This window comes from Streptomyces sp. NPDC031670, from assembly GCF_055580545.1.
The window spans coordinates 537,645-549,375 of the sequence record NZ_JBVILC010000001.1 but is presented as its reverse complement, the minus strand read 5'-3'; the positions used below and the strand labels follow the sequence as shown (position 1 = coordinate 549,375).

The window sequence follows — 11,731 nt, the reverse complement described above, 5'->3', positions numbered from 1 at the left end:
AATGGGGCGGTACGGAACAGTGGAGGATTCTGTGACCGTGATCAGAGGAACGGCGCGTCGTCGTGGAGCGCTGATAGGGGCAGCCGCCGCGGGGCTCCTCGGCGTCGGCCTCAGCGCGCTGCCCGCACAGGCGCACACCCCCGTCTGGAAGGTGACCTGCTCGGCCGTGTCGGTCGACCTCACCAGCTACTCCCGCCAGGCCACCAACACCGTGACCATCAAGACGGCGGACGGCAAGGACCTGCTCCCGACCGAGCAGTTCAAGGGCGAGTTCCACAAGGACCTCAAGCTCCCCGCCCACGACAAGGAGCTCACGCTCCGGCTCATCGTGAAGGCGGGCGACGGCGACCAGTACTCGCGCGACGAGACCAAGACGTCCCCCGTCTGCGACACCGTGCCCCCGACCAAACCCACCCCGTCGGGCAAGCCGTCCAAGCCGTCGAAGCCGACCCCGACCCCGTCGGCCAAGCCCAGCAAGCCGGCCCCGGCGCCCAGCACGTCCGCGCCGGCGGCCCCCGCGCCCCAGCCGAGCCCCAACCTCGCGGAGACCGGCTCGTCGAGCTCCACCCCGCTCGTCGCCGGTATGGGCGGCGCCGTGCTCATCGCGGGCGGCGGCATCGTCTGGGCCGCGCGCCGTCGGCGCCCGGCCCGGCACTGACCCGCTCACCCCGTGGCGACTGCGCCGGTGACCCCTCGTGGGACCACCGGCGCAGTCGCGCGTCACGCCTCGGCGCCGGGCGGCCTCAGGGGTACGAGACCACCGTCGACGGCGTCGTCGAGGTGCCCGAGGTCGGCGCCCCGGTGCCGTTGACGACGTGCGCGTACTGCCCCTGCCCGCCGAGGGAGACCACCAGCAGGTCGTGCAGACGCACACCCGGCCGGTCCGGCACCTCGAAGCCGTGGTCCTGGACGATCGTCGGATCCACGTTGTAGTAGCAGTAGCTGCCCAGCCCCCAGCCCTCGTGGGTGGTGACCGAATCGGCCACCTTGTACGCGGCGAACCCGCGCACCCCGCCGTTCTGCACGGCGGCCTGGTTGGGCGCGTCGTACGCCTTCTCGTTCTGGAAGAAGATCGTCCGGCCGCGCTCGCCGTTCCACCGCACGTCGTACTTGTTGAAGTGCTCGACGAACAGACCGGTGGCCAGGACGTCGTCGCCGTTCACGGTCAGGCCGTAGTCGGCCCGGTTGGTGTCCCAGCCGACGCCGGTTCCGTGGTCGGCGCGCCACAGCCAGGTGTGGTCCACGATGGTGTCGTCGCTGTTGATCTCCATGCTGGAGGTCGCCCGGCCCGCGCCCGCCCCGCCGATCCGCACGAACACGTCCTGCACGGTCGTCGGGTCCGCCGCGTGGCCGGCGCCGGCCCCGGGCGGCCCGACCTGGAGCAGCACGGGCGATTCGACCGGACCCGCGTCGATCAGGAGCCCCGCCAGCCGCACCCCGTCCACATCGGCGGTCCGCAGCGCGGTGACACCGTTGTCCGGCACGATCGTGGCGAGCCCCAGTCCGAGGACGACCGTGTCGGGCCGGTTGACCTCGATCGGCCGGTCGACGTGGTAGATCCCGGGCGTGAAGAGCAGGTTGAGGCCCTGGGCGAGCGCCTGGTTGATCGTCGCCGCGCTCGCGCCCGGCTTCACCACGTAGAACCGGTCGAGCGGGAGCGAGGTGCCCGGCGTGCTGCCCGACGCCCACGACACGTCCCGCGCGTTGGTGCGCTTGGCCGGGACGAACACCTTGTAGTCGTTGCCGTCGAGGTAGAGGAACGGCTTCTCGCGGGAGACCGGAGTGGTGTCGAGCGTGGTGTAGGGAGGGTTGGGGAAGCTCTGCGCGGGTGCGCCCCGGACCCCGGAGAAGGTCATGTTCCACACGCCGTTGGTCCAGCCGCCCACCGAGCTGTCACGGGTGTACCACTGCTGCTGCGAGTACGGTCCGACCGTGCCGTCGATCCTGCTGTCCGCGATGTAGCCGCCGCTGGCCCAGCCGTAGCCGTTGGGCGCCAGGTTCAGTCCGCCCTTGACGTGCATCCGCCGGAAGGGTGCCGCCTGGGCGACCGCCCAGCGGTCGGTGCCGCTGACGGGGTTGAGCGCCAGGTTCTCGGCGGACCGCCAGAAGTTCTGGGTGGCGTTGCCGTTGAACCAGCCCGCGTCCACCGTCACATCGCCGTTGATGGTCGTGTCGTCGGGGTTGAGGCCGAGACCCGCTATCGAGGTGTAGAAGCCGAGGTTGGCGTTGAGGCCGTTGTACGTTCCGGGCTTGAACAGAAGGGCGTAGCGGCCGGTGCCGAACTGCGCCGACTCCTGCTGCCGGAAGACCTGGTCGAGCCTGCCCTGGATGTCGGGGGTCGACGGGTCGAAGACCAGCACGTTGGGGCCCAGGTCACCGCCGCCGGGCAGGGTGCCCCCGCCGCTGCCGAACACCTGGAACTCCCAGAGGGAGTACCCGTATGGGGTGGCGCGGGCCGTGCCGTACATCCGTACGTAGCGGGCGGTGCCCGAGACGGGCAGGGTCTCGGTGCCGCCGGGACCGTTGGCCGTGGAGTACGCCGTGGTCCAGGCGGTGCCGTCGGTGGAGAGCTCGATGCGGTACGCCCTGGCGTACGCCGCCTCCCACTTCAGGACCACCTTGCCGAGCGCGGCCGGGGCGCCCAGGTCGACCTGGATCCACTGCGGCTCGGAGAACGCGCTCGACCAGCGCGTTCCCGGGTCGCCGTCGACGGCTGCGGCGGCCGGGGTGGAGCCGTTCTCCTGGCTGGAGGCGGTGACGGGCCGGCCCTGGGAGAGCGGCGGCGGGTCGGCGTGGGCGGCGGGCGCGGGGACGAACAGGAGCAGCGCGGCCACCAGGGCGGCGGCCACGGCGGCGGCGAGCCGGCGGGGGTGTGCGAGGGATCCTGGGGACACCGGCGAACCGGCGGGGGGAGCGTGCATCGAGCCTCGATCCTGGGTCGTGGGGGCGAGCGGGGGGGATACGGGAGAGCGCTCTCCGGCTGCACCCAGATGGTTCTCCGGCGATGCGAACACGTCAAGAGTTGTACGTGGAACGGTTGTTGGGGCAATCCACCGGTTCATCGGCCGACGCGTCCGAGGGCCCGGAGGGTCCGTCCCGGGGGCCGGGCGCCGCTGCCGGGGGAGCGCTCTCCCCGTACAGTGCCGCCATGAGCGGAGATCTGCGGGAGCACACCGGGGCGCCCACCCTGGAGGACGTGGCGCGGGTCGCCGGGGTGTCCCGGGCGACGGTGTCCCGTGTCGTCAACGGCGTCCGCAACGTCGACCCCGCCATCCAGGAAGCCGTGCGCAGGGCCGTCGAGGCCACCGGGTACGCGCCCAACCGCGCCGCCCGCTCGCTCGTCACCCGGCGGGCCGGGACGATCGCCCTGGTGGTGTCGGGTGTGGACGGCGGCCCCGCCGAGGACGACGGGCCGGACGCGTTCGCCGCCCGGGTCTTCGCCGACCCGTTCTTCGGCCGGGTGGTCGCCGGGGTGGTCACCTACCTGCGGCCCCGCGGCACGCACCCGGTGCTGATGTTCGCCGAGACCCCCGCCGACCGGGAGCAGGTCGTCCAGTATCTGCGCCAGGGCAGCGCCGACGGCGCCCTGATCGTGTCGGCGCACGGCGAGGACCCGCTGCCCGCGCTGGTCGCCGCCGCCGGGCTGCCCGCGGTGCTCTTCGCCCGCCCGGCGCGGCCGGTGCCGCTCACCCACGTCGACCTCGACCACGTGGCAGGGGGGCGGCTCGCGGCCGGGCGGCTGCTCGCCCGGGGCTGCCGGCGGCCCGCCACGATCACGGGACCGCTGGACGTGCCGGCGGGCCAGGACCGGCTGACCGGGTTCCGGGAGGTGATGGCGCTGCGGGGCCGGCCGTACGTACCGATCGTCGAGGGGCGGTTCACCCAGCGCAGCGGCGAGGAGGCGATGGCGCGGCTGCTGGCCGAACACCCGGACGTGGACGGGGTGTTCGTCGGCAACGACGTGATGGCGCGGGGCGCCTGCCAGGTGCTGGGGGAGCACGGCAGGAGGATTCCCGACGACGTGGCCGTGGTGGGCTTCGACGACAGCGCGGCGGCGACCTCCGGGCGCCTCGGCCTCACCACCGTGCGCCAGCCGGTGGAGGAGATGGCGGCGGAGATGGCGAGACTGCTCCAGGAGCACATCGAGGCGCCCGCACGCCCGGTGACCTCGGTCGTCTTCGCGCCGGAGCTGGTGGTGCGGGAGTCCGCCTGAGCGACCCTGGTGGTACGGGAGTCCGCCTGAGCGGCCCCGGCGGTGCGGGGGTCAGCGTGCGGCGCGCTCCTCGACCGAGGCCCGCCAGCCGGGCTGTTCGGCGACGGGTGGCGCCTCCCCGCCCGGCGCGCGGTGGCCGCCGCGCGCGAAGAAGTCGGCCAGGGGCAGGGTCGCGGCCCCCACGGTGACCGCGTCGGGGCCGAGCCGCCCCAGCTCGATGGTGACGCGCTCGGCGGGGTGGCGCAGGGCGTAGGCGGTGGCGTGTGCGCGCACCGACTCCAGGATGTACGGGCCGAGCTGGAGGCCCGCCCAGCCGCCGACGAGGATGCGCTCGGGGTTGTAGAGGTTGATGAGGTCGGAGAGTCCGGCGCCGAGGTACTCGGCGGTCTCGTCCAGCACGGCCCGCGCCACCGGGTCGGGGGAGCGGCGGGCGTCGTCCCCCGCGTTCCCGCCGGACCGGGTGTCCGCCCCGGCGCCGCCCTCCCGGCGGGTGTCGGCGTCCGGATAGGCCGCCGCCACCAGCGCCGACACCGCCGCCTCCTCCGCGATACCGTCCGGCAGGACCGCGCCCGCCTCGCGCCAGCGGGCGACCAGCGCCTCCGCGCCCGCGTACGCCTCCAGACACCCCGGCGCCCCGCACCGGCAGCGCCGCCCGCGCACATGGACCGTGGTGTGGCCCCACTCGGCGGCGCTGCTGTGCGCGCCCCCGTAGATCTGCCCGTCGGAGACGATGCACGCGCCGACGCCCGAGCCGAACAGCACGATCACCGCGTCCTGGGCGCCGCGTCCGCCCCCGAACCACATCTCCGCCTGACCGAGCGTCTTGGCGCCGTTCTCCACGAAGAGGCGGAAGCCGGGCGGGAGTTCGTCCGCGAGCGCGGTACGCAGCAGGGCCTCCAGGGGGACCGCGTCCCAGCCGACGGTCTGCCCGTGCACCACCGCGCCCTCGGTGCCGGTGCGGTCGACGATGCCGGGGACTCCGACGCCGATGCCGAGCAGCCGTTCGGGCGCGAGGCCGGCGCCGCGCAGGACGGTGGCCACGCCGTCGCGGATGAGTCCGACGATGTGGTCCACGTCGTAGCCGCCCGGGGCCAAGGTGAGCTCGGCCCGGGCCAGTTCGCTCATCACCAGGTCGAAGAGCTCGACGCGGACGCGGGTCTCGCCCACGTCCACCCCGATGAGGTGGCCGCTGTCGGGGGTGACGCGGAGCAGGGTGCGCGGACGGCCGCCGTCCGAGTCGACGACGCCCGCCTCCTGAAGGAGCCCTTCGGCGGCGAGCTCGGTGACCACGTTGCTGATGGATCCTGAACTCAGGCCCGTGGCGGGGCCGAGCGCCTGACGGCTGGTGGGGCCGTCGAAATACAACCGTTGCAATACCGCGGTCCGGTTGTCGCGCCGCAGGTCACGAACGGTTCGTCTGTTCGGCATGGCCATATGGCTCCCTCCCTGCGTGCAACATACCGTCGCGCGGGGCCTTGACGCGACCTTCTCTCGGGTCTTAACTCACGTCCTAAATTAAGGCGTGAATCCGTTCAAGACCTGAACCCGGCACCTCTGGAACCCCGGAAAGGGGCGATCCGCCATGCGCAGACTCCGAGCCGCGGCTGCCTTCGCGACCGTCACCGCTCTCGCCGCCACCGCGAGTGCCTGCGGGGGCGGTTCCGCCACGGGAGGAGGCGGCAACGACTCCCCGAAGTCCCTGACGTACTGGGCGTCCAACCAGGGGCCGAACATCGAGGCGGACAAGAAGATCCTGAACGCCGAGCTGAAGAAGTTCGAACAGCGGAGCGGGATCGAGGTCAAGCTGGAGGTCGTCCCCTGGTCCGACCTGCTCAACCGCATCCTCGCCGCCACCACCTCCGGCCAGGGGCCCGACGTGCTCAATATCGGCAACACCTGGTCCGCCTCGCTCCAGGCCACCGGCGCGCTCCTGCCGTGGGACCGGGCGGCGTTCGACGCCATCGGCGGCCGGGCCCGGTTCGCGGACTCCGCGGTCGCCGCGGCCGGGGCCCCGGACAAGGACCCGGCGGCCGTCCCCCTGTACTCGCTGTCGTACGCGCTCTACTACAACAAGAAGATGTTCGCCGACGCGGGGATAGCCAGGCCGCCCGCGACCTGGGACGAGCTGGTCGCGGACGGCAAGCTGCTCTCCAAGGACGGCAGATGGGGGCTGGGCGCCGAGGGCGCCAACCTCGCCAACAACATCCACCAGGTGTTCGTGCTGGGCAAGCAGCACGGCGCCGACTTCTTCGACGCGGCCGGCAAGCCCACCTTCACCTCGGACGGCGCGGTCGCCGCAGTCAAGCAGTACGTCGACTTCATGGCCAAGGACAGGATCGTCGCGCCGGGCAACGCGGAGTACGCCCAGAACCAGTCGCTGCGCGACTTCTCCACCGGCAGGACCGCCATGGTGCTGTGGCAGGCCGCCGCCTCCACCTTCGCCGCCCAGGGCATGAAGCCCGAGGAGTGGGGCGTGGCGCCGGTGCCCGTCCCGGCCGGGACCCCGGACACCGCCAGGAACGTCAACTCGATGGTCGCGGGCATCAACATCTCCGTCTTCAAGAACACCCGCAACCGCGACGGCGCCCTGAAGTTCGTGAAGTTCATGACCAGCGACGAGGAACAGAAGATCCTCAACAGGACCTACGGTTCGATCCCGCCGGTCAAGGCCGCCCAGCAGGATCCCGCCTTCGGCGCCCCCGACACCTCCGTCCTCAAGGACACCCTGCTCAAGAGCGCCGCCCCGCTGCCGCAGGTCCCCGAGGAATCCCAGTTCGAGACGGCCGTGGGCACCGCCGTCAAGGGCCTGTGGGCCGACGCGGCGGCCGGCCGGGCCGTCACCACCGAGTCCGTGAGGGCGGCCCTGGCCAAGGCCCAGCAGCAGATGCCCAAGTGAGCGCCCCCGTGACCCCGTCGACCCCCGCGCCCCCGGCCCCCGGCACGCGGACGCGGCCGGAGCACGGCGAGCGGCCGGCGCCGCACCCGGGCCGCCGCCGCTCCCGCGCCCCCGGCCGCGTCCGCCGGGCGAGCCTGCCCTATCTGCTCCTGCTCCCGGCCCTCGCCCTCGAACTCCTCGTCCATCTGGTGCCGATGGCCATCGGCGCGGTGATGAGCTTCAAGACGCTCACCCAGTTCTACATCCGCGACTGGTCCACCGCGCCCTGGACCGGATTCGACAACTACCGGATCTCCGTCGACTTCTCCGCGCCCGTCGGCAGGGACCTGCTCGACTCCTTCGTCACCACCTGCCTGTTCACGGTGGCCTCGGTGGCGCTGTGCTGGCTGCTCGGCACGGCCGCGGCGGTCTTCATGCAGGACGGCTTCCGCGGCCGGGGCCTGCTGCGCGCGCTCTTCCTCGTCCCGTACGCCCTGCCGGTCTACGCGGCCGTCATCACCTGGGCGTTCATGTTCCAGCGCGACAACGGGCTGGTCAACCACGTCCTGTACGACCAGCTCGGACTCGGCGGCGAGCGCTCCTTCTGGCTGATCGGCGACAACAGCTTCGTCGCGCTGCTGACCGTCTCGGTCTGGAAGGGCTGGCCGTTCGCCTTCCTCATCGTCACGGCCGGACTGCAGAACATCCCCCAGGAGCTGTACGAGGCCGCCGCCATCGACGGCGCCGGGATGTGGCAGCGGATCCGCCGGATCACCCTGCCCTCGCTCCGGCCGGTCAACCAGGTCCTCGTCCTGGTGCTGTTCCTGTGGACGTTCAACGACTTCAACACGCCGTACGTGCTGTTCGGGCGCTCGGCGCCGAAGGCCGCGGACCTCATCTCCATCCACATCTACCAGTCGTCCTTCATCACCTGGAACTTCGGCACCGGCGCCGCGATGTCGGTCCTGCTGCTGCTCTTCCTCCTCGTGGTGACCGCCGTCTACCTCCTGCTGACCTCCCGGGGAAGGAAGACCGCCGATGGCCGGCGCTAGCCCCACCGCACTGCCCCGCTCCTTCGTCCTGGCCCGCCGGGTCTTCCTCACCCTGCTCACCGCCTTCGTGCTGCTGCCCGTCTATGTGATGGCCAGCAGCTCCCTGAAGCCGCTGAAGGACGTGTCGGGGCGGTTCCGCTGGCTGCCCAGCGGGCTCACCGTCCGCCCCTACCTCGACATCTGGAAGACCGTCCCGCTCGCCAAGTACTTCGTGAACTCGCTGATCGTGGCGGGCGCGGCGACCGTGCTGTCCGTCGTCGTCGCGGTCCTCGCGGCGTACGCGGTGAGCCGCTACCGCTTCCGCGGCAAGCGGGTCTTCACCGTGACCGTGCTGTCCACCCAGATGTTCCCCGGCATCCTCTTCCTGCTGCCGCTGTTCCTGATCTTCGTCAACGTCGGCAACACCACCGGGGTCGCCCTCTACGGCTCGCGCGGCGGACTGATCCTCACCTACCTCACCTTCTCGCTGCCGTTCTCCATCTGGATGCTCATCGGCTACCTCGGCTCGGTCCCGCGCGACCTCGACGAGGCGGCGATGGCCGACGGCTGCGGCCCGCTGGGCGCGCTGCTGCGGGTGGTGGTCCCGGCCGCGGTCCCCGGCATCGTGGCGGTCGCGGTGTACGCGTTCATGACGGCGTGGGGCGAGGTCCTGTTCGCCTCCGTGATGACCAACGACACCACCCGCACCCTCGCCGTGGGCCTCCAGGGCTACGCCACCCAGAACGACGTGTACTGGAACCAGGTCATGGCCGCCTCGCTGGTCGTCAGCGTGCCGGTGGTCGCCGGATTCCTGCTGCTCCAGCGCTATCTGGTGGCCGGGCTCACCGCCGGTGCCGTCAAGTGACGGGCCATCAGCCACACCCTGACGAAAGGACTTTCGTGACCGAGCCCATCGACCTCGCCGCCCTCCCGGAGGACTTCGCCTGGGGCGTGGCCACCTCCGCGTACCAGATCGAGGGAGCCGTGGCCGAGGACGGCCGGGGCCCCTCGATCTGGGACACCTTCTCGCACGCCCCGGGGAAGACCGACGGCGGCGACCACGGCGACACCGCCTGCGACCACTACCACCGGTGGCGGGAGGACATCGCGCTGATGAAGGAGCTCGGCGTCACCTCGTACCGCTTCTCGCTCGCCTGGCCGCGCATCCTCCCCGGCGGCGACGGACCGGTCAACCGGGCCGGCCTGGACTTCTACTCCCGCCTGGTCGACGCCCTCCTGGAGGCCGGGATCACCCCCAACGCCACGCTCTACCACTGGGACCTGCCCCAGGCCCTCCAGGACCGCGGCGGCTGGCCCGCCCGCGAGACCGCGGAGCACTTCGCCGCGTACGCCTCGGTCGCGGCCCGTGAACTCGGTGACCGCGTCCCGCTGTGGTCCACCCTCAACGAGCCGCTGTGCTCGGCCTGGATCGGCCACCTCGAAGGACGGATGGCACCGGGCCTGACCGACATCACCGCCGCCGTCCGCGCCTCCTACCACCTGCTGCTCGGCCACGGCCTGGCCACCCGGGCGCTGCGCGCCGAAGCCCCCGGCGCCCGGGTCGGCATCGTCAACAACCTCTCGACCGTCGAGCCCGCCTCCGGCTCCGGCGCCGACCTCGCCGCCGCCCGCCGCATGGACGGCCACACCAACCGCTGGTGGCTGGACCCGGTGCACGGCCGGGGCTTCCCCGCCGACATGCGGGAGGTGTACGGGGTCGACCTGCCCGAGCGCCCCGGCGACCTCGACGCCATCGCCGAGCCGCTCGACTGGCTGGGCCTGAACTACTACTTCGGGGTGCGCGTCGCCGACGACCCGCACGGCCCCTTCCCCTTCGCCCGCCAGGTCCCGCGCCCCCGGCTGCCGCGCACCGGCATGGGCTGGGAGATCGACGCGAGCGGTATCGAGGCCCTGCTGATGCGGCTGACCGACGACTACGGGGCCCGCCGCATCCACGTCACCGAGAACGGCTCGGCCTTCCCCGACGCCGTGACCGACGACGGCACCGTCCACGACCCCGAGCGGGTGCGGTATCTGCGCGAGCACCTCGCCGCGTGCGCCCGCGCCGCCCGCAGGGGCGCCCCGCTCGCCGGGTACTACGCCTGGTCGCTCCTGGACAACTTCGAGTGGGCGTACGGCTACGACAAACGGTTCGGCCTGGTGCACGTCGACTACGCGACGCAGAGGCGCACGGTGAAGGGCAGCGGGCGCCAGTACGCGCGGATCATCGCCGAACACCGCGGTCGCGCCCCGCACGTGGCCTGAACCCGTCAGGTCCGCCCGGTCCCGGCCAGGTGCGCGGCCAGCCGGTCGAGGAAGACCCGCTGTCCCGCCACCAGCCGGGCGGACGCCTCCTCGGGCGCGAGCCAGGCGAACCGGTCCATCTCGGGGAACTCCCGCCGTACGCCCGAGCCCCGCGGCCACTCCATGGTGAAGGTGCCGGGCACGACACCGGCCAGGTCGAGGTCGCCCTCGACCGCCCAGACCGTCACCACCTTGCCGTTTGCCTGCCGCGCCTCCCCGAGCGGCACCGGGGTGCCCTCGGGGGCGGGCAGGCCGAGCTCCTCCTCGAACTCGCGCCGGGCCGCGGCCTGCGGCAGCTCCTCGGGGTCGTACTCGCCCTTGGGGATCGACCAGGCGGCTTCGTCCCGGCCGGCCCAGAACGGGCCGCCCATGTGCCCGATCAGCACTTCGACGCCGGCCGGTACGGTCCGGTAGAGGAGGAGTCCCGCGCTGCGCTTCACGGCCATGGCCACCAGTGTGCTGCCCGGCCGGGCCTCCGGCGAGAGGGCGCGCCCGGCTACGGCCGGCGGACGTACGGTGTGGTGGTGCTCAGCCGGGCGAAGCCCAGCCGGCGCAGGATCGGCTCGCTCCGATCCGAGGCGTCGACCTGGAGGAAGCGGTAGCCGCGCTCGACGGCGACCCGGGCGCGGTGGGCGACCAGTGCCCGGTAGATGCCCCTGCCGCGCCAGGCCTCGGCGGTGCCGCCGCCCCACAGCCCCGCGAACTCCGTCCCGGGGACGAGCTCCATCCGGGCCGCGGACACCGGCACCCCGTCCGCCACCGCCACGACCGCGACCAGGGTTTCGGGGGCCTGGGCGAGCTGGAGTTCCATGGCCCGGGCGAGCCTGGAGGCGTCCCCTCCGAAGGCCTGCTCGTGCACGGTCCTCATCAACGCGACCCCGGCCGCGTCGGTCACCGGCACCAGCTCCACCCCCTCGGGCAGCGCCACGTCGTGGAGCTGGTCCTCGGCCTCGGCCACCATCAGGGCCTCGGCGGGCTCGGCCGTGAACCCGGCGGCGAGGAGGCGTTCACCGAGGTCGCCCGGGGTGTCGTGGGCGTACAGCTTCCACTCGAACTCGCGGTCCAGCGCGGCGAAGTGGTCCACCTGCGCGGCGATCTCGCGCTCCGCGCACTCCTCGTCGAGGCCGGACCAGACGACGGCGTTCCAGACGGGATCCGGCCCCACATGGCGCACCACCCGGCCCACGCGTTCGAACGTGGCTCCGGGGCCGTCGGCCGGGTAGTTCCGGCGCATCTGCCGGTCGAACAGGGCCAGTACCGCTTCGTTGTCCATGCGCTCACTCCAACATCACCGGGGCCCGGTGGCAA

The 11,731-nt window shown here is 72.6% G+C and carries 10 protein-coding genes; 6 read left to right on the top strand and 4 right to left on the bottom strand.

Going from position 1 to position 11,731, the window contains the following annotated elements:
- Positions 1 to 31: 31 nt before the first annotated feature.
- The gene (locus ACZ5ID_RS02475) at positions 32 to 658 is read left to right on the top strand and encodes an LAETG motif-containing sortase-dependent surface protein (protein WP_468892701.1); all 627 of its coding nucleotides are present in this window, start codon (positions 32 to 34) and stop codon (positions 656 to 658) included.
- Between the two features lie 85 nt (positions 659 to 743).
- Here the strand turns inward: ACZ5ID_RS02475 and ACZ5ID_RS02470 are convergent, their stop codons facing one another.
- On the bottom strand, positions 744 to 2,921 hold the full coding sequence (locus ACZ5ID_RS02470; RefSeq protein WP_468892699.1) for a discoidin domain-containing protein: 2,178 nt from the start codon (positions 2,919 to 2,921) through the stop codon (positions 744 to 746).
- A gap of 227 nt (positions 2,922 to 3,148) precedes the next feature.
- On the opposite strand from ACZ5ID_RS02470, the gene ACZ5ID_RS02465 reads away from it, so the two are divergent.
- The gene (locus ACZ5ID_RS02465) at positions 3,149 to 4,213 is read left to right on the top strand and encodes a LacI family DNA-binding transcriptional regulator (protein WP_468892697.1); all 1,065 of its coding nucleotides are present in this window, start codon (positions 3,149 to 3,151) and stop codon (positions 4,211 to 4,213) included.
- Between the two features lie 51 nt (positions 4,214 to 4,264).
- Here ACZ5ID_RS02465 and ACZ5ID_RS02460 read toward each other — a convergent pair whose 3' ends face one another.
- Positions 4,265 to 5,647: an ROK family transcriptional regulator gene (locus tag ACZ5ID_RS02460; RefSeq protein WP_468892695.1), complete on the bottom strand. Its 1,383-nt coding sequence runs from the start codon at positions 5,645 to 5,647 to the stop codon at positions 4,265 to 4,267.
- A gap of 148 nt (positions 5,648 to 5,795) precedes the next feature.
- Between ACZ5ID_RS02460 and ACZ5ID_RS02455 the strand changes: the two genes are divergently transcribed.
- From ACZ5ID_RS02455 to ACZ5ID_RS02440, 4 genes are read left to right on the top strand one after another with little or no spacing between them, the layout of a single operon-like run.
- Positions 5,796 to 7,109, top strand: a complete 1,314-nt coding sequence (locus tag ACZ5ID_RS02455) for an ABC transporter substrate-binding protein (RefSeq protein WP_468892693.1) — start codon at positions 5,796 to 5,798, stop codon at positions 7,107 to 7,109.
- Between the two features lie 8 nt (positions 7,110 to 7,117).
- Positions 7,118 to 8,140, top strand: a complete 1,023-nt coding sequence (locus ACZ5ID_RS02450) for a carbohydrate ABC transporter permease (protein WP_468892692.1) — start codon at positions 7,118 to 7,120, stop codon at positions 8,138 to 8,140.
- Positions 8,127 to 8,984: a carbohydrate ABC transporter permease gene (locus ACZ5ID_RS02445; RefSeq protein ID WP_468892690.1), complete on the top strand. Its 858-nt coding sequence runs from the start codon at positions 8,127 to 8,129 to the stop codon at positions 8,982 to 8,984. Before ACZ5ID_RS02450 ends, ACZ5ID_RS02445 begins: the two co-directional genes overlap by 14 nt.
- A 35-nt stretch (positions 8,985 to 9,019) precedes the next feature.
- Complete coding sequence (locus tag ACZ5ID_RS02440) at positions 9,020 to 10,384, top strand: GH1 family beta-glucosidase (protein ID WP_468892688.1); 1,365 nt, start codon at positions 9,020 to 9,022, stop codon at positions 10,382 to 10,384.
- 5 nt (positions 10,385 to 10,389) lie between these two features.
- On the opposite strand, the gene ACZ5ID_RS02435 is transcribed toward ACZ5ID_RS02440, so the two are convergent.
- Together ACZ5ID_RS02435 and ACZ5ID_RS02430 are read right to left on the bottom strand one after the other, a co-directional pair.
- Positions 10,390 to 10,869 (bottom strand): NUDIX hydrolase, encoded by a 480-nt coding sequence (locus ACZ5ID_RS02435; RefSeq protein ID WP_468892687.1) that lies wholly within the window; start codon positions 10,867 to 10,869, stop codon positions 10,390 to 10,392.
- A 50-nt stretch (positions 10,870 to 10,919) separates the two neighbouring features.
- Complete coding sequence (locus ACZ5ID_RS02430) at positions 10,920 to 11,696, bottom strand: GNAT family N-acetyltransferase (protein WP_468892685.1); 777 nt, start codon at positions 11,694 to 11,696, stop codon at positions 10,920 to 10,922.
- Positions 11,697 to 11,731 lie beyond the last annotated feature (35 nt).

Bases quoted from the DNA above. Each gene is read 5' to 3' on its own strand.
- ACZ5ID_RS02470 (WP_468892699.1), bottom strand. From the start codon at position 2,921: ATGCACGCTCCCCCCGCCGGTTCGCCGGTGTCCCCAGGATCCCTCGCA.
- ACZ5ID_RS02460 (WP_468892695.1), bottom strand. From the start codon at position 5,647: ATGGCCATGCCGAACAGACGAACCGTTCGTGACCTGCGGCGCGACAAC.
- ACZ5ID_RS02445 (WP_468892690.1), top strand. From the start codon at position 8,127: ATGGCCGGCGCTAGCCCCACCGCACTGCCCCGCTCCTTCGTCCTGGCC.
- ACZ5ID_RS02455 (WP_468892693.1), top strand. From the start codon at position 5,796: ATGCGCAGACTCCGAGCCGCGGCTGCCTTCGCGACCGTCACCGCTCTC.
- ACZ5ID_RS02465 (WP_468892697.1), top strand. From the start codon at position 3,149: ATGAGCGGAGATCTGCGGGAGCACACCGGGGCGCCCACCCTGGAGGAC.
- ACZ5ID_RS02430 (WP_468892685.1), bottom strand. From the start codon at position 11,696: ATGGACAACGAAGCGGTACTGGCCCTGTTCGACCGGCAGATGCGCCGG.
- ACZ5ID_RS02435 (WP_468892687.1), bottom strand. From the start codon at position 10,869: ATGGCCGTGAAGCGCAGCGCGGGACTCCTCCTCTACCGGACCGTACCG.